The 22,740-nt window shown below is 49.1% G+C and carries 25 protein-coding genes and 1 riboswitch; of the genes, 15 read left to right on the forward strand and 10 right to left on the reverse strand.

Annotation, left to right across the window (positions count from 1 at the left end):
* Nucleotides 1-15: 15 nt before the first annotated feature.
* The gene (locus DFR42_RS05370; RefSeq protein WP_110253869.1) at nt 16-585 is read left to right on the forward strand and encodes an NUDIX hydrolase; all 570 of its coding nucleotides are present in this window, start codon (nt 16-18) and stop codon (nt 583-585) included.
* Nucleotides 586-643: 58 nt separating this feature from the next.
* Here the strand turns inward: DFR42_RS05370 and DFR42_RS05375 are convergent, their stop codons facing one another.
* Nucleotides 644-1,846, reverse strand: a complete 1,203-nt coding sequence (locus DFR42_RS05375) for an ammonium transporter (protein WP_110253870.1) — start codon at nt 1,844-1,846, stop codon at nt 644-646.
* A 187-nt stretch (nt 1,847-2,033) separates the two neighbouring features.
* On the opposite strand from DFR42_RS05375, the gene aat reads away from it, so the two are divergent.
* From aat to DFR42_RS05400, 5 genes are all read left to right on the forward strand, one after another.
* Complete coding sequence (gene aat, locus DFR42_RS05380; protein WP_110253871.1) at nt 2,034-2,750, forward strand: leucyl/phenylalanyl-tRNA--protein transferase; 717 nt, start codon at nt 2,034-2,036, stop codon at nt 2,748-2,750.
* Nucleotides 2,747-3,478: an arginyltransferase gene (locus tag DFR42_RS05385; RefSeq protein WP_110253872.1), complete on the forward strand. Its 732-nt coding sequence runs from the start codon at nt 2,747-2,749 to the stop codon at nt 3,476-3,478. The genes aat and DFR42_RS05385 overlap by 4 nt, the downstream gene beginning before the upstream one ends.
* A 57-nt stretch (nt 3,479-3,535) precedes the next feature.
* Nucleotides 3,536-4,582, forward strand: a complete 1,047-nt coding sequence (locus DFR42_RS05390; RefSeq protein WP_110253873.1) for a quinone-dependent dihydroorotate dehydrogenase — start codon at nt 3,536-3,538, stop codon at nt 4,580-4,582.
* A 12-nt stretch (nt 4,583-4,594) separates the two neighbouring features.
* On the forward strand, nt 4,595-5,638 hold the full coding sequence (locus DFR42_RS05395) for an aldo/keto reductase (RefSeq protein ID WP_110253874.1): 1,044 nt from the start codon (nt 4,595-4,597) through the stop codon (nt 5,636-5,638).
* A gap of 127 nt (nt 5,639-5,765) precedes the next feature.
* The gene (locus tag DFR42_RS05400) at nt 5,766-6,116 is read left to right on the forward strand and encodes a hypothetical protein (protein ID WP_110253875.1); all 351 of its coding nucleotides are present in this window, start codon (nt 5,766-5,768) and stop codon (nt 6,114-6,116) included.
* 51 nt (nt 6,117-6,167) lie between these two features.
* On the opposite strand, the gene DFR42_RS05405 is transcribed toward DFR42_RS05400, so the two are convergent.
* Nucleotides 6,168-7,124, reverse strand: coding sequence for a peptidylprolyl isomerase (locus DFR42_RS05405; protein ID WP_110253876.1), 957 nt, complete (start codon nt 7,122-7,124; stop codon nt 6,168-6,170).
* Between the two features lie 268 nt (nt 7,125-7,392).
* Here DFR42_RS05405 and yiaA point away from each other — a divergent pair, with 268 nt between their 5' ends.
* Nucleotides 7,393-7,836 (forward strand): inner membrane protein YiaA, encoded by a 444-nt coding sequence (gene yiaA / locus DFR42_RS05410; RefSeq protein WP_110253877.1) that lies wholly within the window; start codon nt 7,393-7,395, stop codon nt 7,834-7,836.
* Nucleotides 7,837-7,872: 36 nt separating this feature from the next.
* Complete coding sequence (locus DFR42_RS05415) at nt 7,873-8,328, forward strand: hypothetical protein (protein WP_110253878.1); 456 nt, start codon at nt 7,873-7,875, stop codon at nt 8,326-8,328.
* 68 nt (nt 8,329-8,396) lie between these two features.
* Here DFR42_RS05415 and DFR42_RS05420 read toward each other — a convergent pair whose 3' ends face one another.
* The 3 genes from DFR42_RS05420 to ribB all read right to left on the reverse strand — a co-directional run bounded on the left by DFR42_RS05420 (nt 8,397) and on the right by ribB (nt 10,910).
* Nucleotides 8,397-9,320: a class I SAM-dependent methyltransferase gene (locus DFR42_RS05420; RefSeq protein ID WP_110254255.1), complete on the reverse strand. Its 924-nt coding sequence runs from the start codon at nt 9,318-9,320 to the stop codon at nt 8,397-8,399.
* A 651-nt stretch (nt 9,321-9,971) separates the two neighbouring features.
* Nucleotides 9,972-10,172: a hypothetical protein gene (locus tag DFR42_RS05425; RefSeq protein WP_110253879.1), complete on the reverse strand. Its 201-nt coding sequence runs from the start codon at nt 10,170-10,172 to the stop codon at nt 9,972-9,974.
* Nucleotides 10,173-10,217: 45 nt separating this feature from the next.
* Nucleotides 10,218-10,910, reverse strand: coding sequence for a 3,4-dihydroxy-2-butanone-4-phosphate synthase (gene ribB / locus DFR42_RS05430; protein ID WP_110254256.1), 693 nt, complete (start codon nt 10,908-10,910; stop codon nt 10,218-10,220).
* Nucleotides 10,911-11,019: 109 nt separating this feature from the next.
* A riboswitch (FMN riboswitch) is annotated at nt 11,020-11,210 on the reverse strand.
* Between the two features lie 467 nt (nt 11,211-11,677).
* Between ribB and DFR42_RS05435 the strand changes: the two genes are divergently transcribed.
* The 7 genes from DFR42_RS05435 to cobA are packed head-to-tail and all read left to right on the forward strand — an operon-like array spanning nt 11,678 to nt 18,446.
* Nucleotides 11,678-12,451, forward strand: coding sequence for a sulfite exporter TauE/SafE family protein (locus tag DFR42_RS05435; RefSeq protein WP_110254257.1), 774 nt, complete (start codon nt 11,678-11,680; stop codon nt 12,449-12,451).
* Nucleotides 12,452-12,500: 49 nt separating this feature from the next.
* On the forward strand, nt 12,501-14,207 hold the full coding sequence (locus DFR42_RS05440) for a nitrite/sulfite reductase (protein WP_110253880.1): 1,707 nt from the start codon (nt 12,501-12,503) through the stop codon (nt 14,205-14,207).
* A gap of 17 nt (nt 14,208-14,224) precedes the next feature.
* Nucleotides 14,225-14,746, forward strand: a complete 522-nt coding sequence (locus DFR42_RS05445; RefSeq protein WP_110253881.1) for a DUF934 domain-containing protein — start codon at nt 14,225-14,227, stop codon at nt 14,744-14,746.
* Entirely contained in the window at nt 14,743-15,456 is a 714-nt protein-coding gene (locus DFR42_RS05450) for a phosphoadenylyl-sulfate reductase (RefSeq protein ID WP_110253882.1), read from the forward strand. The genes DFR42_RS05445 and DFR42_RS05450 overlap by 4 nt, the downstream gene beginning before the upstream one ends.
* Before the next feature lie 12 nt (nt 15,457-15,468).
* Nucleotides 15,469-16,404 carry a sulfate adenylyltransferase subunit CysD gene (gene cysD, locus DFR42_RS05455; RefSeq protein ID WP_110253883.1) on the forward strand — a complete coding sequence of 312 codons (936 nt, stop codon included), beginning with the start codon at nt 15,469-15,471 and terminating at the stop codon, nt 16,402-16,404.
* Nucleotides 16,404-17,720 (forward strand): sulfate adenylyltransferase subunit 1, encoded by a 1,317-nt coding sequence (locus tag DFR42_RS05460; RefSeq protein ID WP_110253884.1) that lies wholly within the window; start codon nt 16,404-16,406, stop codon nt 17,718-17,720. Before cysD ends, DFR42_RS05460 begins: the two co-directional genes overlap by 1 nt.
* Nucleotides 17,721-17,723: 3 nt before the next feature.
* Nucleotides 17,724-18,446, forward strand: coding sequence for a uroporphyrinogen-III C-methyltransferase (cobA, locus tag DFR42_RS05465; RefSeq protein ID WP_110253885.1), 723 nt, complete (start codon nt 17,724-17,726; stop codon nt 18,444-18,446).
* Between the two features lie 18 nt (nt 18,447-18,464).
* Here the strand turns inward: cobA and DFR42_RS05470 are convergent, their stop codons facing one another.
* The 5 genes from DFR42_RS05470 to lptF all read right to left on the reverse strand — a co-directional run bounded on the left by DFR42_RS05470 (nt 18,465) and on the right by lptF (nt 22,717).
* Complete coding sequence (locus DFR42_RS05470; RefSeq protein WP_110253886.1) at nt 18,465-19,235, reverse strand: substrate-binding periplasmic protein; 771 nt, start codon at nt 19,233-19,235, stop codon at nt 18,465-18,467.
* Between the two features lie 165 nt (nt 19,236-19,400).
* Complete coding sequence (locus tag DFR42_RS05475) at nt 19,401-19,847, reverse strand: Sbal_3080 family lipoprotein (protein ID WP_110253887.1); 447 nt, start codon at nt 19,845-19,847, stop codon at nt 19,401-19,403.
* Nucleotides 19,848-20,082: 235 nt separating this feature from the next.
* Nucleotides 20,083-20,454, reverse strand: coding sequence for a sirohydrochlorin chelatase (locus tag DFR42_RS05480; protein ID WP_110253888.1), 372 nt, complete (start codon nt 20,452-20,454; stop codon nt 20,083-20,085).
* Complete coding sequence (gene lptG / locus DFR42_RS05485; protein WP_110253889.1) at nt 20,454-21,587, reverse strand: LPS export ABC transporter permease LptG; 1,134 nt, start codon at nt 21,585-21,587, stop codon at nt 20,454-20,456. The genes DFR42_RS05480 and lptG overlap by 1 nt, the downstream gene beginning before the upstream one ends.
* Nucleotides 21,584-22,717: an LPS export ABC transporter permease LptF gene (gene lptF, locus DFR42_RS05490; RefSeq protein WP_110253890.1), complete on the reverse strand. Its 1,134-nt coding sequence runs from the start codon at nt 22,715-22,717 to the stop codon at nt 21,584-21,586. Before lptF ends, lptG begins: the two co-directional genes overlap by 4 nt.
* Nucleotides 22,718-22,740 lie beyond the last annotated feature (23 nt).

Below are 22,740 nucleotides of genomic sequence, written 5' to 3' on the forward strand. Positions count from 1 at the left end.
GACTCTTTTTTACCCATGAAATTCTGCTCTGAATGCGCGTCCCCGGTGGCTTTGCAAATCCCAGCTGACGATACCCGTGAGCGTTTTGTCTGTACGGTTTGCAGCACCATCCACTATCAAAACCCGAAGATGGTGGTGGGGTCCATTCCTGTCTGGGAAGAAGATGGTGTCACCAAGATCTTGTTATGCAAACGTGCGATAGAGCCGCGCCTGGGTTTCTGGACACTGCCTGCAGGCTTCATGGAAAATAAAGAAACCACGGCACAAGCTGCGCAGCGTGAAACCGAAGAAGAAGCCGGTGCCAATATTCAATTGCATGAGTTGTTCTCTATATTGAATGTGCCTCATGTACATCAGGTGCATTTGTTTTATCGTGCCACCTTGCTTGATCTGAATTATGCCGCAGGAGTCGAAAGCCTGGAAGTTGCCTTGTTCTCTGAAGAACAAATTCCCTGGGATGACATCGCCTTTCCCACCATCAGCCATACACTTAAATTTTTCTTTGAAGACCTGGCGAAGGTCAAAGGTGGTGGACGCTTTCAGATGCATGAACATGATATTTTCAAACCTATGCGAGATGGCTGATATAACATTGGCCAGGCCAACATCAAAAATGGGCAAATTAAAATTTGCCCATTTTTTATCACCAACTGGTTTCGCGTTCTGCCGTCGACGAGATTTTATGTATAGCCAAATCTGCACCTTCAAACTCTTCTTCAGGATCTAGACGTATGCCGATGAGTTTTTTCAGGCTGGCATAAATGATATAGCCACCAACAAAAGCAATCGTAATTCCCATTAAAGTGCCCAGCAATTGCGACATGAAGCTGACGCCACCAAGGCCACCCAAAGACTTTAATCCAAAAATACCTGCCGCTATCCCCCCCCAGGCACCGCACAGACCATGCAGGGGCCAGACGCCCAGTACATCATCAACCTTCCATTTATTTTGCGTCCAGGTAAACATCCAGACAAAGATGGCACCGGCAATGCCACCAGTAAGCAAAGCACCCAGGGGATGCATGAGATCAGAACCGGCGCAAACGGCAACCAGACCAGCCAGGGGGCCGTTGTAGACAAAACCAGGATCATTCTTGCCGAGGATGAAAGCGATCAGAGTGCCTCCCACCATGGCCATCAAAGAATTCATGGCAACCAGGCCATTCATCTTATCCATGGTTTGTGCGCTCATAACATTGAACCCAAACCAGCCCACAGTCAGTATCCAGGCACCCAGTGCCAGAAAAGGGATGCTGGATGGCGGGTGGGCAGCAATCGCTCCATTCTTCATATAACGACCACGACGCGCGCCCAGCAACAATACTGCTGGCAGGGCCACCCATCCACCGAAAGCATGCACCACGATGGAACCAGCAAAATCATGAAACTCTTCAGAGAAAGCTGCCTTCAACCATGCCTGTATGCCGAAACGCTGGTTCCAGGCTATACCCTCAAACAAGGGATAAAGTACGCCAACCAATAAAGCAGTAGCGATCAACTGTGGATGAAATTTTGCCCGTTCGGCAATCCCACCTGAGATAATGGCAGGGATGGCAGCAGCAAAGGTCAGCAAGAAAAAGAACTTGACCATCTCAAAGCCATTTTTTGCAACCAGTACCTCGGCGCCAGAATAAAACTGCACACCGTAAGCAATGGTATAACCAACAAAAAAATAGGCGATGGTGGATACTGCAAAGTCGACGAGTATCTTGACCAGGGCATTAACCTGATTTTTCTTGCGCACGGTACCTAATTCTAAAAACGCAAAACCCGCGTGCATTGCTAAAATCATGATTGCGCCAAGCAAGATAAACAAAGCGTCTGCGCTGCTATTTTGTGCATCCATGCAAAATATCTCCCAATATAAGTGCGAATTTGAATTAATAATGCACTGATAAAGCAAAATACATTCCAATTTGGTGCAACCGATAAGTGATTGATTTAATGCGATTTTTAAAAGCTGATTATTTAACGAACAACTCTGACGCACTGAAATATGGCGTTTTTTTGGTGCAAACCATATCGGGGGTTGCGTGATACCTTGGCTGGACACAAATAGCCCATTTCCCGATCCCAGTACCGCACTGACAGAGGATGATGGCGCTGCGGGCTTGCTGGCCGCTGGCGCAGACCTGTCAGCAGAGCGCCTGTTATATGCTTACAAAAACGGTATCTTTCCCTGGTTTTCCGAGGGACAACCTATCTTGTGGTGGTCTACCGATCCCCGCATGGTTTTACAGGTTGGCGACTTCAAACTATCGCTCAGCCTGAAGAAGCGCCTGCGCCAGATCAGCAAGGACCCGCGATGGCAAGTGCGTTTTGATACTGCCTTTGAAGATGTCATGCGTGCTTGTGCCGCACCGCGCGGCGAAGATCAAGGCACCTGGATTTCTGAAGATATCGTCCAGGGTTATTGTGGTCTGCACAAGCTGGGCTATGCCCATTCCACAGAAGTATGGCTGGATGACGAACTGGTGGGTGGTGCTTATGGCGTTTGCATAGGTCGCATGTTTTATGGAGAGTCCATGTTTGCCAGGGTTGCCGATGCATCCAAAGTAGCCTTGGCACACCTGGTATTTTTCTTGCGTGAACATGGTGTGAAAATGTTAGACTGCCAGCAAGAGACAGCGCATTTGGCATCTCTGGGCGCAAAAGCGATCAGCAGAGCCGATTTTTTGCGTTGGGTGAAACATGCCAGCACCTTGCCAGCGATTAGCAATTGGACCATAGTCAACAAGATCAGCCCGTGACCCAGCTTAACGAACTCCCCTTCGCCAGCATACAGTTTTATGCGACAGCGCCCTACCCTTGCAGTTATCTGGAAGGCTTGCAGGCGCGTTCACAAGTGGCAACTCCCGCGCACCTGATTAATGCCGATGCATATTCAGAGCTGGTGAAGAGTGGTTTCCGTCGCAGTGGCATTTTTATTTATCGGCCACATTGCGATAACTGCCAGGCTTGCACACCGGTGCGCGTGCGCGTCAATGAATTTGAAACCAACCGCAGCCAGCGCCGCGCCTGGAAAAAACATGGCAACCTGCATGCCCGCGTGAGCAGTCTCAGTTATGTACATGAGCATTATGAGTTGTATCAGCGCTATCAGGGTGAACGTCATTCTGGCGGCGGCATGGACAATGACAGCCGTGATCAGTATGCGCAGTTCCTGTTGCAAAGCCGGGTGAATACCCGTCTGGTTGAGTTCAGGGATGAGAAAAATGTTTTGCGCATGGTCAGCATCATTGATGTGCTGACAGATGGTCTGTCGTCGGTTTACACCTTTTATGACCCGGATGATGCGACTGCATCCTACGGCACCTACAATGTACTGTGGCAGATAGAGCAAACACGCTTATTGAAGCTACCCTATGTCTATCTGGGCTACTGGATTGCTGCCAGTCCCAAGATGGCTTACAAAACCAATTTCCGCCCCCTTGATGCCTTGATGCAGGGGCGCTGGCAGACTTTGCGCGAGCTGTGAAGCCCGTCCCCTGCCCTTCAAATTTTATTTTTTAACTTTTTTACCCATCCCATTTACATGTCTGCAAAACTTCTTTACTCCCTGATCCGCCCTGCCCTGTTTGCCATGGATCCGGAAAATGCCCATCACCTGACCTTACCTGCGCTGCAGCGTGCCAATAAACTGGGCCTGGGTGGCTTGCTGGGAAATAAACCTGCAGAAGATGCGCGCACTGTCATGGGTGTGCGCTTTCCTAATCCAGTAGGCCTGGCCGCAGGTCTGGACAAGGATGGCGCGTATATTGATGGCCTGGCAGCAATAGGTTTTGGCTCAATCGAAATTGGCACGGTCACTCCACGTGCACAAGCGGGCAACCCCAAGCCACGGATGTTCCGCCTGCCACAAGCAGATGCGATTATCAACCGCATGGGTTTTAACAATGGTGGTGTCGATGCCTTTGTCAAAAACGTGCAGGCATCTCGCTTTTATCAGGACAAACAAGGTGTGCTTGGTCTCAACATCGGCAAGAATGCCGATACACCCATAGAACGTGCGGCAGAAGATTATCTACATTGCCTGGCCAAGGTTTATCCCTATGCCAGTTATGTGACAGTGAATATCTCTTCCCCCAACACCAAGAACCTGCGCCAGTTGCAAGGTGCGACTGAGCTGGATGCCTTGCTGTCGCAACTGAAGGAGGCCCAGCAAAAGCTGGCCGATGAGCACAAGCGTTATGTCCCGGTTGCGCTGAAGATCGCCCCAGATATTGATGCAGAACAGATCAAGACCATAGCCGAAGCTTTGTTGCGTCATAAGATAGACGGCGTCATTGCCACCAATACCACCATCACCCGCGATGCCGTGCAAGGCTTGCCACATGCAGAAGAAACCGGCGGCCTGTCTGGCAAACCCGTGTTTGAATTATCCAACCGCGTCATCCGCGCTCTGAAGGCAGAACTTGGTAATGAATTACCCATCATTGGTGTGGGCGGGATTTTTTCTGGTGCCGATGCAGTAGCTAAAATGCAGGCGGGAGCGGCGCTGGTACAAGTGTATTCCGGCCTGATTTATCAAGGCCCGGCCCTGGTGAAAGACTGCGCAGACGCCTTACGCCAACACAAATAAATCATTCTGACCATGAAAAAAATCTTACTCGGCAACAGCCAGCTCAGCGTCTCCACGATTTGCCTGGGCACCATGACTTTTGGTGAACAAAATACTGAAGCAGAAGCACATGATCAGCTTGATTATGCGCTGGAACGCGGTATCAATTTTATCGATACCGCAGAAATGTACCCTGTCATGCCGCGTGCTGCCACACAGGGCAAGACCGAGCAATACATAGGTAGCTGGATAAAAAAATCCGGCAAGCGTAGTGAAATCGTATTAGCGACCAAAGTGGCTGGCCCCTCACGTGGTATGGGCTGGATACGCGATGGCGAAAATGATTTGAATGAAAAGAATATTCGCGCCGCCATAGAAACCAGCTTGCAACGTCTGCAAACTGATTACATCGACCTGTATCAATTACACTGGCCCAGCCGCAATGCCCCCATTTTTGGACAAAAACAATTTGATCCGGCACTGGAAAGACCATGCACAGATATTGCAGAAACCGTTGCTGTCTTGAATGCCCTCGTCGAGGAAGGCAAGATACGCGCCTTTGGTGTATCGAATGAAACATCCTGGGGTGTCAGCGAATTTATCAAACAGGCAGAACTGCAGGGTGCAGCGCGCATCGCCAGCATACAAAATGCTTATAGCCTGGTAAACCGCTCGTTTGAACAGGGTCTGGATGAAACCTGTTTCCGTGAAAATGTAGGCTTGCTGGCATATAGCCCGCTGGCATTTGGCCAGCTCACGGCCAAGTACACCGATGACGCAAAAGCCCATGGCCGCCTGACGATATTCCCGCCAACCTGGAGCCCGCGCTATATGCGTGCCAGCGTATTTGAGGCCAGCAAAGCATATGCAGTTCTGGCGCGTGAGCATGGCTTGACGCCAGCACAACTGGCACTGGCCTGGTGTTATTCACGCAGCTTTGTTGCCAGCACCATCATAGGTGCAACCAATCTGGTGCAATTAAAAGAAAATATTGATGCGCTGGACGTGCAGCTCAGCGACGAAGTCATACAAGGGGTCAACGGTATTCATGAAAAGCTGAATAACCCGGGTCAATAAGCTGATCAATAAGCTTAAGCATTGGGGCATCAAAAAAACGATAGCGCCGGCAGAGGAATCTTTTTTGACATAGAATGCACTTGCAATTGCAACAAATGCCTATTGATCCTTTCACTGGAGAACCGAGATGTCCCAATTGCGTATTAATCTTCTCAAGCTTGGTGTCTGCGTCCTGCTGATTATGGGATTGCTGATGGTCTTTTCACACAGCGCCTTTCCCAATGCATCGCTATTCACGATGGCATTTTACTCTGCCGCCTTCATGATCTTTGTACTTGCACTTGGATTTGCCAGTGTTTTCATCACGGGTGAATTCAAGCAATGGTGCCTCAATAACGGTGCAACCGATACTGGCTGGCTCTGGTTTAATGCCGAACCTCCAGGCCTGGAGGCGATGAGAAATGGCATTGACGTCACCACCTTGTCAGCCAAAGCAAAACCGTCAGCAACGTCAAGCCAAGTCACTGACAAAACCTGATACTTTAAGCGCAGGCCAGACCTTCATCTGCCTGCGCTTTCAACTTGCGACTTACTTTTGTACGCGAATTGGCAGTGGTACATTGCACAGGTCTATATGTCCTGCTGGTACTTTATACCACTCACCCCCACGATTTCTTTGTGCATCAACGATGGATTTGAAGGTTGCGGTATCAGTGCGTATGATTTCCAGCTTGCTGCGCTCAGACACTGGGACATCGGCTGCGACTTTGATGGCTTTGATAGGTGTGCGCTCTTCAGGCTTTTCATAAAAACCGAGCGGACCAGTTCCACGTGGCAGGGTCGTCAATAACTCCATACCCTGTACAACGCGACCAACGACGGTGATATTTCTGTCGAGCTGCCTGGGTGCGTGACCAGTTACCACATACAGGGATGTACCATCACCACTATTTGACTCGGTACCACGGGCTACACCAACACTGGCATAGCAATGCGCTAGCCAAGCCGTGCCAGCCTTGGGGTCACGACCTGCTGGAAAACTATTTGCATGGCCAACTTGCGGCGCATAACCATCAATATCTGGCAAACGGGTGAATGGCAGGTTAGCCGCATATTTGACAGTGAACTCAGCATCAAGTTTGCGCTTGGCAGTTTTTACTTCGCGTTTTTCATCAGGATCAGCCCATTGCGCGACATAATTTTCTTGTGAACGCACGATAGCCAGGCCATCAAAATACCCCTCGCGCACCAATGCCTTGATGTTTTGTGCATGATTAGGTGCAAAATCTGGTGCCAGTTCTATCACGACTCGGCCTTTTGGCAATTCCAGGTACAGGGTATTTTCTAGATTCAAAGCTCGCCAGTCTGCTGCGCTGGAGTTTTTCACAAGATCAGCAAGATTAAACTTGGATGCCTGTACCGCTGGCACTGGCGCACTCTTGTTTTTTGCTTGCGCTACTTGAGCTGTGACTGACAAAAACAAACCCGCCGCGACACAGGCAGCCAGGGATTTTCCAGATGGTATAACAGCAAAACGTAAAGACATTATTTGACCCCGTTAAGATGAAAAAGGAAGCAAAGTCGGGAACCCGTACATCAATTACATGGTAAGAGTTCTGGCAAGCATTTGCCGCAACGGCAAGAATGGCAGACCTTACGCGAATGACACTGTTTTGTCCATATACCTTAAATATATCTATGAAATGAAAGCCCGGAGATATGACTTATTTCTTTGTTTTTTTGATTGTAATATTGCAAAAAACTGCTAAATCCGGTAAAACCTGATTCAATCTTTTACATCAAGGAGTCCTTGTTTGAAACCTCAACTTCAGGCACCAACCGGTGCATTCGTAGGCGCTTCCTGGGCAGCATTGTTTATCGGTGCAGGCACTTATCTGGCGGGCGTCTGGAATGCCGGGATGCAGCTCAATGAAAAAGGTTACTATTTCACCATATTGATGTACGGTTTATTTGCTGCAGTATCCCTGCAAAAATCTGTGCGCGACAGACTGGAGGGCATCCCTGTCACCAACATTTACTTTGGCCTGTGCTGGTTATCTCTGATCCTGTCCATTAGCTTGCTGGCCGTGGGCTTGGTCAATGCCACGCTGGGCTGGAGTGAAAAGGGCTTCTTTGCCATGTCATTCTTGCTAAGTCTGTTCGCTGCTGTTGCAGTACAAAAAAATGTTCGCGACATCAATTTGCTCCAGCGTGATGGCAATACCCTGCCCATGCATGATGAATATGAGAAAAAATGATTCCCTGGTGCCAGCCACTGAAAGCCCCTGTTTGTTATGAGTAATGACACTCCGGATAACGGAGACTTTGCCGCCTATCTGGAGAATCTGGATAGGCGGAGGAAAACAAATACCACGCAAAATCCGGCTACCAGTACTGCACTGCCAATATCTGAACATTCAAACGGTGCAGATACGACAGATCAGGAACTCTCAGAACTCCCCCCCATCTCTGATGATGAATTGCTGACGCAGGCACTTGCCTCTGAAGGCGAGAGCATAGACTACGATCTGGACGAAAGTCCGGAAAATGGTACAGATGCGGGAGCAGATGCCGGCGCACAGGAGAAGCCTGAAGTTGCTACCCTGGCATTTCTTGGGGAACATGCACTGCAACTGGCTGACCCGCCTGTAGCTGCAGAGCTCGAAAATATTCCACCGATTACGGATGAAGAGCTGATGCAACAGGCACTGGCCCATCCAGCCGACAATGAAGAGCTTCCTTCCGAATAAACAAGCATAAAAAAATGGCCTGCATTTGACTGAACAAATGCAGGCCATTTTTTATTACTGGTAATTATTTAGCCGTAAGCCAGCGACAAATGTCCGGCGCGGATGGCAGTTGTAGATTTCACTTCTACCTGCATGGAGTTTTGCAGCGAAGCGATAGAGCCACCAGCGCGATACTGGAAGCTGACCTGCAGCAGATCACCCTCTTTCACCGCAACAGGCTGGGCCAGGGGTAATGCCATGTAATGGTTCAGCCAGTCTATGGTCGATGACGACTCCATCAACACGGCCAGAATATTTTTGGTCACAAAGCGCAAGGCGCTGACTGTTCCAGCTTTTTCTACCGTAAAGCTGCCTTCCCATTTGATTTGCATGTCATTGGCCTGGCTGAAATCAATAATGCTGTACAACGCTGGTTGCGCCAGTTCTACCGTATCGGCAGAAAATGCGCCTGGTTGCTGGAATTGAATAATCGGTGCCTGATAGCCAGAGAAATCATAGGTTTGCTGCAATGGCTGCACTGCCATGACAACAGCCTCAGGAATGAACAGTGGCAAGGGGCCGCCAAATTTGGCCACATAGCGTTTCTTGAAATTTTCTATGACTTCTACCTGTTTTTCGCGCAGCATGGCCACGTGTATCATTTCGCAAATGACGATGTCTACAGGTTCTGGTGGCAAGTATTCAAAAGCATCTGCGTGTATGACTTCGACTTTGTCACCATAGCGATTCATGGCCAGCAAGCGACGCGCTTCATCGACCATATCAGGATTGAATTCTACGCAATAGACTTTGGCCGCAGCCTGGGCCGCAAACCAGGAAAGTACGCCAGTACCTCCACCCAGCTCCAGGACTTTTGCGCCTTCAAATACCTGGCGACGTATCGCCGCTTTGAAATTATCCATGCGGTTCAAATCCATCAGCATATTGTGATGGTATTGCAGGGGGATAAACTGTCCGAGGTAGCAGCTCTCTGCCTCACGTTCTATCAACATGTTCACTCCTTCATTTCCTGGTTTCATCATATGGCTGCCATCTGAAGTTTCAACAGGACAGTCAATTTTTTCGCCAGCAACACGCAAATTTTTCAATTCACTGAGCGCATGGCTTGAGAAACTGATTATCCTTGGGTTACAAGGAAATGAATCACGGAGGTGAATAAGGAATCTGTGTCAATTCTTGCTTATAGCAAAGAGTGGCACATGCAATATGTCCACAAATTAACTTTATGCAAAGAAACGAATATGCGCAATAAAATATGCGTAAATATGCTTAATACTAGTTTTCAACAACAAGTAAAGAAATTTAACATATTTAGAACTCATTTCATAAATAGAATGAGATGCGTTTGCCTCATAACGTGGGCTGGCAAGGCGGACGAGGTAGTCAATAGCTTTGCCTATTGATAACGAGTCCAACGCAGTCCAGCGCGCGTTATGAGGCAAACCCTTCGGGAACTGACGATTTGGGCGCATTGCAGCGTTGCGCCCCTCGCTAAGGCAAGAGCCTTAGCAGCGGGTCACGCCTTGCACTGCATCCCAAATCGTCTTGTTCGCACTCATCCTATTTATGAAATGAGTTCTAATAATATGGCTGGAAAAGAAAAATCACAAAAACTTTGGATTACTTCTTTTGGATGGTTTGTTTCAGTGTGGTTTGGGTCGTTCGCAACGGGCATCCAGATAAGCTTGCGCTAATTGCTCCCATCCCTCGCCTGGCGAAGTCTGGGAACAAGTGACATGGGCATTGAGTTTGCTACGCCATTTATACCAGGAGGCAGGTTCGGCATTGCTGAGCGTGACGACCAATAACATGTTCAGCAGCAAACATTTTCTGAATACGCTCATAGTCATCACCCTCATTAGCCTTTGTGATCAATACAATAAAGAATACTACACTGTGGCTGATGCCCGGTAACTGGCCAGTTCATCGATAGTCAGTATCACAATATCGTGGGTCACTGCGTATTCTATGATTTGCGCACCTTTAGCCATGCTGCCATCCGGGTTCATCAGTTCACACAATACCGCTGCTGGTGACAAGCCCGCCATGATAGCCAAATCAACTGAACCCTCAGTATGTCCGCGCCGGCTGAGTACGCCACCGGGAGCCGCACGCAAAGGGAAGACATGGCCAGGCCGGGCCAAATCCTCAGGTTTGGCATCTGCTGCAATGGCAGTCAGAATGGTGGTAACGCGATCAGCCGCAGAAACACCTGTCGTCACACCTTGTTTGGCTTCTATTGACACAGTGAAAGCCGTGCCATAGCGGCTTTCATTATGGCTGACCATGGGTGGTAAATCGAGTTGCTGCAGCTTGTCGTCTGTCAGGCACAAGCACACGATGCCACTGCAATCGCGTATCAGCCTGGCCATGGATTCAATAGTGATTTTTTCTGCGGCGACGATGAGGTCAGCCTCGTTTTCCCGGTCAAAGTCATCCATGAGCAATACAGGACGGCCAAGACGCAGGTCTGCCAGTGCCCTGGACAGGCGTTGATCAAATGGACTAAGGGATAATATTTCCGGCTGGGCGGAAATGGAGAATGGAACAGCAGTACTAATATTACTAATAGTATTCAACATAATGAAACGCTCCGGCAAAAGTAAATGTGCAAAAGACGTTTCAGGGAGCAAAAAAACGAATAGCCAGACGCAAGCGCCCATGGTTTTCACCATAGGTGCTTTACATGAGGCGCATCTTCTCTCATCCGGACTATGACCGTCGGCCCTGGAATCACACCAGATCTGCTGACCTTGCAAACTGCTGCAAACTTGCTACAGCCGTTTTTATTGCAAGCGCTCGCGGGCTTGTTCAGTGTATTGCCAAAGCAATATTATGAATTTACCGCCGGTGGGGAATTGCACCCCGCCCTGAAGACGTACAACCTGCCGACATATTCGGCAATTGAATTATACGCAAAAATAAAATTGCTGCTTGAACATGCTGTATAAGACTATGCGACGAATTCACTACATACGAAAAACAGATATCAACATAAGAATTATTGAAAATATTGCTTGAATTGCCTCGCATTTCCGCATGGCAACATCTATGCTTGTTTTTAAAGAAGTTTCCCGGCCGTCTATTTTTTCGTGTCGATATATTCCTGATCAGATGCACATGCATTTCTCAAACAAGGCCGCGCCCAAAAAAAAACACATCAAAAGCGCAAGCTTTCTTGCATAAATTGTCTCTTAAATAATTTATTTTGTTTTTACGAATTAAACTAAAGGCAATATCAGTCCAGCGATTTTGCATATGTCAAATACGTATATAAGCAAATGAATACTAAGTAGTTTGGAATAAAGCCGGTATTCATTACGATGCACCTACTTTGCGCGAGGGCGAAATGACGTTGACCTATATATTTTCGGGATTTGCAGTGGGCACTCTGGTCGGTCTTACCGGCGTGGGTGGTGGCTCGCTGATGACCCCCCTGCTTACTTTGCTGTTCGGCGTATCACCGACAGTGGCAGTGGGCACCGATCTCGCCTTTGCCTCTATTACCAAGGCTACAGGTACTTTTACCCATAGACTGCGCGGCACGGTAGAGTGGCATGTGGTTCGCCTGCTATGCTATGGTGCCTTGCCAGCAGCAGTGGTCGCGACCCTGTTTCTCAAAAATTTTGGTGCACTGGACAAGGAAATTGGCCAGCTGATACGCTATTCCATTGCTGTCTCGGTTTTGCTGACCGTGGTGGCCTTGCTGTTTAAAGGCAAGATGCTGAACTGGCTGAACAAGCATCCTGAAAAGCAATTACAAGGTAAAAACCTGGCGATTGCGACCATTGTTTCAGGTGCGGTACTGGGCACACTGGTGACCATTTCTTCCATCGGAGCTGGTGCGATTGGCGCAACTTTACTGGTCATGCTGTATCCACGCATGTCTGCCGCGCATATCGCCGGTACAGATATCGCCTATGCTGTACCTTTGACGGCCATCGCTGCCTTCGGTCACTGGTGGCTGGGTTCGATAGACTGGGTTTTGCTGGGCAGCCTCTTGATAGGTTCCTTGCCTGGAATTACTTTGGGTTCGATGGCAGCCCGTGCAGTACCGGAAAAATTTTTACGTGGCCTGTTGGCAACCACCCTGACTTTGGTTGCTGCCAAGCTTGTCCTCTGACTCTGTTTGCAATCGCGTACTTACAGACGCATTTTATGGGTAATTAAAGATGTATCGTTACGACCAGCACGATCACCAAATCATCAAGGAACGTATTGCGCAATTCCGTGACCAGGTTAGCCGCCGGCTTTCGAATGAATTGAGCGAAGATGAATTCCGTATTTTGCGTTTGCAAAACGGCCTGTATATGCAGCGTCACGCCTATATGCTGCGGGTGGCAGTGCCTTACGGTATGCTGTCGTCGAATCAGGTACGCAAGTTTGCCCATATTGCCCGCAAATATGATCGTGGCTATGGTCACTTTACGACGCGTCAGAATATCCAGTACAACTGGATCAATCTGGAAGACACACCAGATATCCTGGAAGAACTGGCATCTGTAGAAATGCATGCCATCCAGACTTCTGGCAACTGCATGCGCAATATTACTTCAGATGAATTCGCCGGCGTAGCTGCCGATGAAGTGATAGACCCACGTGCCTATGCAGAAATCTTGCGTCAATGGACCACCTTCCATCCTGAGTTTGCCTACCTCCCGCGCAAGTTCAAGATTGCCATCAATGGTGCAAAAGAAGACCGCGCCGCGATTGCAGTACACGATATTGGCCTGACTGTAGTACACAATGAAGCTGGCGAAGTCGGCTTTAAAGTCATGGTCGGTGGTGGTATGGGCCGCACGCCTATCCTGGGTAGCGTGATACGTGATTTCCTGCCGTGGAAGCATGTCATGACTTACCTGGAAGCGATATTGCGTATCTACAACCAGTACGGTCGTCGCGACAATATCTACAAAGCCCGTATCAAGATCTTGGTGAAAGCCATAGGTGCAGAAGATTTCGCGCGTCAGGTAGAAGAAGAGTGGCAAGATATAAAAGACGGCCCAGCCACTTTGACTGAAGCAGAATTGAAACGCGTGGCCAGCTATTTCACAACGCCAGACTATGAAAGCCTGCCAGCGCAAGATGCCGCTTATGAGCAGCATCTGCAAGACAATAAGTCTTTCGCCAACTGGGTCAAGCGCAATGTCAAACCACATAAAGTGGCTGGATATTCAGCTGTGGTACTTTCGCTGAAAAAACCTGGTGTACCGCCTGGCGATGCCAGTTCTGAGCAGCTGGATTTTATTGCCAATCTGGCTGATCAATACAGCTTTGGCGAACTGCGTGTCACACATGAGCAAAACCTGGTGCTGGCGGACGTTAAAGTCGCTGACTTGTTCAACGTATGGCAAGAAGCCAAGGCGCATGGCCTGGCAACACCAAATATCGGTTTGCTGACCGACATGATCTGCTGCCCAGGTGGTGACTTCTGCGCGCTGGCGAATGCCAAATCCATCCCCATCGCGCTGGATATCACGGACCGCTTCAACGACCTTGATTACCTGCATGATATTGGCGACATAGAATTGAATATGTCTGGCTGTATCAACGCCTGCGGCCATCACCATGTCGGCAATATCGGCATTTTGGGTGTGGATAAAGACGGTAGCGAGTTTTACCAGGTGTCCATTGGTGGAGCTCAGGGTAATAGCTCAGCCATAGGCAAGATCATAGGCCCGTCTTTCGCTGCTGGACAAATGCCTGAAGTAATAGACCGCATCATTCAGGTATATGTGCGCGACCGTCTCGAAAACGAACGTTTCATCGATACAGCGCAACGCCTGGGTATCGCGCCATTCAAGGAATTTGTGTATGCAACGCCGATACGTACCAATGAGCATCATGGCGAAGACGCCGGTACTGCTGTCAGCTACTGAAATTAAGAAAGTGCATCATGCGAGAAATTATTAAAGATAAAGCCATCGTCAGCGACGACTGGACAGTGCTGCGTCTGACCGAGAATGAAACACCGGATGCCGTCAGCGTACCCGCAGGCAAAGTCATCATCCCTCTGAAGGTATGGTTGCTGCAACGCGAAAGCCTGTTGAACCGTACGGATATCGCCGTCTGGTTCAGCAGTGATGAACAGGCGAAAGAATTAAAAGAAGATATCAGTCGCTTTAGTTTGCTGGCAGTGGACTTTCCTAAATTTGCTGATGGCCGCGGTTACTCCATCGCCTATAACCTGCGCTCACGTTTCAACTTTACTGGTGAATTGCGCGCTATCGGCGATGTCTTGCGCGACCAGTTGTTTTACATGCAGCGCGTCGGCTTCAATGCCTTTGCCACTCGTGAAGACAAGAATATCCACGATGCAATCAAGGGTCTGACTGATTTTTCTGAAAAATACCAGACCTCCTGGGATGAAAAAAATCCCCTGTTCCGCCGTGCGGAGCGCACTGGAGCAGAGGCATGAGTGATTTTCAGGAGCGCCTTGCAGCAACACAGGCTATATTGGAGAGAATCGCTGATGATTTTGAACCAGCCGTATTTGCTTCCAGTCTGGCGGCAGAAGATATGGTATTGACTGACCTGATCTTGCGCAAGAAATTGAATATCACGATCTTCTCGCTGGAAACCGGACGCCTGCATGCAGAAACCCTGGGCATGCTCGATAAAGTCAAAGAGACCTATGGCACAGAAATCAAGTTGTTCAAGCCTGATGCAACCGCAGTAGAAAATTATGTCAGCCAGCATGGCAAAAATGCGTTTTACGACAGCGTGGAAATGCGCAAGGAATGCTGCCGCATACGCAAGGTAGAGCCGCTGAAACGTGCCCTGGCAGGCAACAAGGCCTGGGTCACAGGCCAGCGCCGTGCGCAGTCTGCAACACGTACTGAACTGGCGATACAGGAAGATGATGCAACACATGGCCTGCAAAAGTTTAATCCTTTGGCAGATTGGTCAGAAGATGATGTCTGGCACTATCTCAGAAGCAACAATGTGCCTTACAATCCTTTGCACGACAAAGGTTATCCATCGATAGGCTGTGAACCCTGCACCCGCGCGATACAGCCAGGTGAAGATGTCAGGGCTGGGCGATGGTGGTGGGAAAATCCCGATTCCAAGGAATGTGGCCTGCATGTAGTGGATGGCAAGCTGATCCGAATTAAACAAGCTGTCTGAAGAAGAAAAATCATGAATACTGTCGTGGAAAACCATTTTATTGATGCTGCGAGCAATCGCCACCTGGATTGGCTGGAATCCGAAGCCATCCATATCATGCGCGAAGTCGCGGCTGAATGCAGCAACCCTGCCCTGCTGTTTTCTGGCGGCAAAGACTCCATCGTCTTGCTGCGCCTGGCAGAAAAGGCTTTCCGCCCGGGTAAATTTCCTTTCCCGCTGGTGCATATCGATACTGGTCATAACTTCCCTGAAGTCATCGCCTTCCGTGACAAGCGAGTGGCCCAACTGGGTGAGCGCCTGATCGTCGGTTCGGTAGAAGAATCGATACGCCGTGGCACAGTACGCCTGCGCAACCCGACAACCGACTCACGTAATGCTGCACAAGCCGTCACCTTGCTGGAAACCATTGCCGAGCATAAGTTTGATGCCTGCATAGGCGGCGCCCGTCGCGACGAAGAAAAAGCGCGTGCCAAGGAAAGGATATTTTCTTTCCGTGACGAATTTGGTCAATGGAACCCAAAAGCACAACGCCCAGAATTGTGGGACCTGTATAACACCCGCGTGCACGCCGGTGAAAACATGCGCGTCTTCCCTATCTCGAACTGGACCGAGCTTGACGTATGGCAATACATCGCCCGTGAAAAACTGGAATTGCCACAGATTTATTTTGCCCATGAACGCCAGGTCATACCACGCAATGGCTTGCTGGTCCCGCTGACGGATCTGACACCTCCACGCGATGGTGAAACGGTAGAAACGCAAATAGTGCGCTTCCGTACTGTTGGCGATATCTCCTGCACCTGCCCGGTGTCTTCAGATGCTACTACAGTAGAAGCCATCATCGCTGAAACCGCAATTACCCAAATTACAGAACGTGGCGCCACACGCATGGATGACCAGACATCAGAAGCATCGATGGAAAAACGTAAAAAAGAAGGATATTTCTAATGAACGCCGTAGAACAATTGACTGCCGCCGTTGGTAGAGAACGTGGCCTGTTGCGCTTCATCACGGCGGGTTCTGTCGATGATGGTAAGAGCACTTTGATTGGTCGCCTGCTGTTTGACAGCAAGGGCATTTTTGCTGACCAGCTTGATGCCATCTCACGCGCCAAGCACAAGCGCACCGTTGGCGACACCATAGACTTGTCCCTGCTGACTGATGGCCTGGAAGCAGAACGCGAACAAGGCATCACCATCGACGTGGCCTATCGCTACTTCGCTACACCAAAACGCAAATTCATCATTGCCGATACACCTGGCCATGAACAGTACACACGCAATATGGTGACTGGTGCATCGACTGCCGATGCAGTGATCATTTTGATCGACGTCTCAAAGGTTAAATTGAATGACGACGGCAGTGTCGATTTGCTGACACAAACCAAACGCCATTCCACCATTGCTCACCTGCTGCAGATTGAACACGTCATCGTTGCTGTCAACAAGATGGATCTGGTGAACTATGACCAGACTGTGTATGAGCGCATCATTGGTGCTTACCAGGCATTTGCCGATCAACTGGGCCTGAAAGACATACGCCCTATCCCGCTGTCTGCCCTGGCGGGTGACAATGTGGTCACAGCCAGTGACAAGCTGGCCTGGTATAAAGGCCCGACGCTGATAGAGTTACTGGAATCATTAAACGTCTATGATGCCTGCCATGACGAGCCTTTCCGTTTCCCGGTACAGCTGGTAGCGCGCCACAATGGTCATGAAGCGAATGACTTCCGTGGTTATATGGGCCGTATCGAAGCAGGCAAGATCAGCAAGGGTGATAAACTGCTGGTGCAACCTGGTGGTCAGACAGCGACAGTCAAAGATATTTTGACGCTGGATACTTCGCTTGACACCGCCGTTGTTGGGCAATCAGTGACGATCTTGCTGGACGAATATGTAGATATTTCACGCGGCGACATGCTGGTGGGTGCAGACCGTCCTGCGACCCTGTTGAAAACCGTCAAGGCTGATTTGTGCTGGTTGTCGGAAGATGCGCTGGATATCCGTCGCAAATACTGGCTCAAGCACACTACCAGACAAGTCGCTGCCAGGGTCACAGGCATAGATACTTTGCTTGACATCAATACTCAAGAGCGTCGTCCCGCCGACATCCTGAAACTGAATGACATCGCCACAGTGACGCTGAATGTGGCTCAGGCGCTGGCAGTCGATGATTATCAAGACTTGCGCTCTACCGGTGCCTTCATCCTCATTGATGAAGTCACGCACCAGACCGTAGCTGCTGGCATGATACATCTGGCCTGAGTTATGTCGCAAACTCAGGGCAAGGTTTATCTGATAGGAGCGGGCCCAGGTGCTGCCGACCTGATTACGGTACGTGGTGCCCGTTTACTGGCGCAGGCAGACGTGGTCTTGTATGACGCACTGGTCACGGCCGAGATGCTGGACCTGTGTCCGCAAGCAGTCAAAATCTCGGTAGGCAAACGCAGTGGACAACGCTCTGCAGCGCAGGAGCATATCAATCAGCAGATGCTGGAATGTGCAGCACAATATACATTGGTGGTTCGCCTCAAGGGAGGTGACCCCATGCTGTTTGGCCGTGCTGACGAAGAACTGACCGCATTGGAAACCGCCGGCATTGCATACGAAATCGTCCCTGGCATCACTACGGCACTGGCAGCGGCTGCCAGTGTGAGACAACCCCTGACCAAGCGCGGGGTAGCGCGCAGTGTCGCCTTGTTCACATCCAGCACGGCTCCCGGTGAAACTACCGACACCCGCATCCCTGAATGCGACACCCTGGTGCAGTATATGGGGGGCAAGGAAGCCACATTGACGGCGCAACGCATGCTAGCCGCTAACTTCCCCGGCAATCTGCCTGTGGTCATCATAGAAAATTGCAGCCGCCCCAACGAATGCAGCCAGGCATTGAGTCTGGATGAATTATCCAAAGGTTTGCCACTCAGTACAGGGCCAGTACTGGTCATGATGGGTGAGGCTATGCGTGCACGCGCTAGCAAATCATCCTGAAAAAATTCGATTAAGGCACTATGGCGGCAACCTGACGCCCAGTCTGCGTGCCATTAATTGCAAGACTCCGCCATCCCTTAATTGTTCATACAACTCGTCATAACGTAAACGTAGCTGTTCACAGGCAATACTCTTGCAGTAAGCCAGGTAACCATCCTGCATGTCCATGAAGGGTTCTATCATCTGCATCTCATCGCTGATACCCATGGTTTTCATGGTTGCTTCTGTATTGCGCATATTGGTTGCCAGGAAATCTACCCGCTTTGCCATCAGCATATTCAATCCGTTGGTCAGGGTATTTGCAATCACTGGTTTGATGCCAGACCGCAGGCTCTCAAATTGTTGCCCGTATACCCAGCCATTAATCACTCCCAGGCGCTGGCCTGGCAAACTGGCATAATTACCATCCCAGCTTACATCCGAACCCTTGCGTATATACAAGGCCATAACGTCGCGATAGAAAGCTCGCTTGGCAAAACCGTACTTGGCTTCTCTTTCCACTGTCTTGTAAGGGCCTATGAGTATTTGCGCCTGCTCGTGCTCCACCATCCATTGTGCCCTGGCCCACGGATAGATTTCGAACTTAACCTCATCGCCATTTTGCCTGGCCAACATACGAATGATGTCAGCTCCAAGGCCAGTGAACTCGCCATTGGGGCTGCGTTCGAATACGTTGGCGAACTCAGTACCAACTGCCAATACCTGGCCAGCGTGCGCAGAACCAGCCAACAAAGCAAACAGTGCAAATGTTGCAAAAGTAAATGCGCATTTTGTTTTTTGTCGAAACATAGTTTTTGTCTGGCGATTCAAAAACACATTAACATCGAAAAGGTTTGTTCACGTTTGCTCATGCTTGTTCACGTTTATTTAATTTGCTGATGGCTTATATCTCGTAATGGCAGGCCCAAAACAGCACGGCAAGCAATTACGAGCCAGCGCACATCATCGCAACGTTTAAAGCGCCTCTACCATCGACAGCAATTTTTTCCTGGCATCTATAAATTTATCAGGACCGGCACCTGCCTGATAAGAAGTGCTGGCAAATCTCTTTGTCAACGTTGGATCAGTAATCCAGATATTGGCAAACCTCATATACATGGCCAAGTCCCAATGCCAGTTCGCAACATAAAAAACGACAGCCTCGCAATTTGCTACTTCTGATGAATTGGGTGTGGGATGCCATACGTTATTTTTTTGAACATAGCTTGCACTGATCACTTTTGTTTCTATACCACGTGCGCGAAAGCCCTCTTGCAGAACATCCACTACCGTGTCACGCACAGCTTCATGTTTCGCAATACAAACACTTTTAGGAATAGCCCCTGAAAATTTTGTGAGTGTTTGCTGAGAAGCGCAGCCACTAAGGACCGCGATAGAAAGTACCAAGCCTATTTTTTTCATTATGTTGTGATTAAGGAGACAAAGAGAATTATGGTCGAAGTTGTACGCAGTTCTGCATCCCGGTATTCAACAGAAGTTCCTGCAGTAACAAATGAATCCATAGCCATTAAAAACTACATCATCATTGTTCTGTGAATTACTCATATTTGCAAGGGCAATTAGTTCCCATTGCGTGAATGGGATTTAGCTCCAGTTAGTCTGGGAAGTGCTTAAAACTTCAGAGCGAATCAGAACTTCACAAAGACTTCAGGCAATAATCACGCATCGCTTGCAAGACTGTTTCATCTTCACCCACTGCATTGACGATCCTGAATTGCAAGCCTGGATGATTTCCACGGATGGCTTCTATCAGTGAGGGCAAGTCCCGCAAGACATGTCCACCCTGCCCCAAAAACACGGGGACCAGGGTAATATTGTCGCAACCATTGGCAACCAGTTGTGCCGCCAGTTCTGGCAAGGACGGAGTCATGAATTCAAGAAAAGCCAGCTCCACTGTAAGTTCAGGCGAACTGGCTTGCGTCATCGCCTGCAGACGCTGAAAAGGAGCTGCCCAGCGTGGGTCGCGGGCACCATGAGCGAACAGGATAAGTGCAGATTTATTCGCCATCAGTTTCTTTCCACATATCTCAGACCAAGCGCAGCAATGATCAGGAACAGGATACTTGGCACCAATGCCGTCACCAGCGCTGGCCAGGTATTGAGCAAACCCACATGCGAAAACAAGGCATTAATAAGATAGAACACCATACCTATCATGATGCCACTGAAAATCTTCAAACTGACACCACCGCTACGCACATGCAGATAAGCAAAAGGCAAGGCCAGGGCCATCATCACTAACACTGCAAACGGGTAAGTAATTTTTTTCCAGAAAGCGATTTCATAGCGTTCGCCGTCCTGCTTATTGTCAGCAAGATGTTTGGTAAATGCAGCCAGATCAGTCGCCGACATACGGTCAGGGTCTGCGAACAGAACGGACAGAATATCTGGCGTCACTTCTGACACCACGTCACGACTTGCCAGTTTCTGGCTTTTAACCGCAGCAATATCTTCACTGGTTAATGTCTTGGGAAAAGATGTTTCTATAACATCAGACAGACGCCAGGTATTCTTGCCCATGTACTCGGCGTTTTCCGCTGTCATTTCACGTGACAGATGAAAGTTCTTATCAAATTCAAATATCTTGACGCCTTTAAGATGGCGATTTGGCAAAATTTCTTTGACATTCAAAAACCGGGAGCCTATGACTTCACCGGTCAAGCCATTTTCACGCACCAGATCCTTGGTCCACAAACCAGTACGAAATTCTTGCGCCAATGACTCACCGATAGCATTGAGTTTAATTTTCTCTGCCAGTTTGCTGGAAACTGGAGAAATAACTTCTCCAAACAGAAAAGTCATCACCACGAATACCATGCCTATCTTTAATAAAATCGTACCTGCCATCATGGTAGACATGCTGGAAGCGCGCATGATGGTGAATTCAGAATTGGAAGCGAATTGCGCCAATACATAAATTGTCCCTATCAGGACCGCAATAGGCATGAACTCATAGATGTAACCAGGCCAACCCAGAAAAACATAGAGCACGGCATGCTTGAGCTGATACCCACCTTTATTGACGGAAGATTGCAACTCGTTGACCAAATCAAAGAACGAAAACAGGGCAAGCAGAGCCAGCATGACGAACAGGACGGCGCGCAAGATTTCAACGCCAAAATATCTTTGTAAAATTTTCATGCTGAACACTTTTCCTTAGCGCGGAAACTCGATTTGCAGCGTGACCACAATATCAAAGGATGCCAGCGGCTATTTACTTTCAAACGCCATAAAAACATGCTGAGAGTCATTAAAGCCACGAACAAATGATGTGGCCACCATGCCATGGCAAAACTGCTGCGCTCCTGTACGACCAGTGCCTGCAATATATTCGTCACAGACAGATAAATCACAACCAGCAACAAGGCCACGATGAGATTGGCTGAACGCCCTACCCGCGGATTAACATAGCCCAAAGGAATTGCCAGCAACAATAACACCGCACACATGACTGGCAGGGATATGCGCCACAACAATTCACCGAGTTTGGTGCTATCAAGATTTTCTACCAAGGCCGTCAATGGCATGGACTTGGCCGACTTGTCACCAGTAACGCTGGCATTCTGACTGGATACCAGCACCCCGTATTTTTCAAACTGCATCATCTGAAAGTCAGGCGCAGTCGGCAAACCGTCATACCGCCGTCCTTTGCTCATGACCAGAAATTTGTCACCGGCTTTGTCAATTTCGACCATACCCTCCCTGGCAACGACAATGCTGGAGCGGCCATCCTTATAGGTATTAATGAAAATATTTTGTACTTTACTGAGATCACCAGCCACTTCCTCAACAAAGAAGATGCGATCAGATGATGCCGATTCCTGAAACTTGCCCGGCGCAACCTTGGCAATATCCGAGCGTTTTTCAAAACGCTCACGAAATTCCACATTTTGCTGATTAGCCCAGGGGGTAACGATGAAGCTCAACAAGCCAGTAAGAATGATAAGGGGACCACCGAAGCGTAATACTGGCTTGATCCATTGCGTCAGGCTCAGGCCAGAAGCAAACCAGACCACCATTTCAGAATCCTGGTAACTACGCGTAACTACCAGCAAAACCGAGATAAAACCGGTCAGCAGCAGCAAAATGTGCATATTCATCAATGCAGTGAAGCCTATCAGGGCCACCACATCGGCAGACGCAACCTTGCCTCCCGCGGCATTGCCAAGGATCTTGATAAGCATCACCGAGATCGTGATGGTGAACAGAGTTGTGAAGACTGCGCCTGCGGCACTGTTTAATTCACGTCGAAGCGCGCGCTGAAAAATCATGAGTAGGATTATAATGTCTGTTT

The sequence above is a fragment of the Undibacterium pigrum genome (assembly GCF_003201815.1).
Taxonomy (GTDB): Bacteria; Pseudomonadota; Gammaproteobacteria; order Burkholderiales; family Burkholderiaceae_D; genus Undibacterium; species Undibacterium pigrum.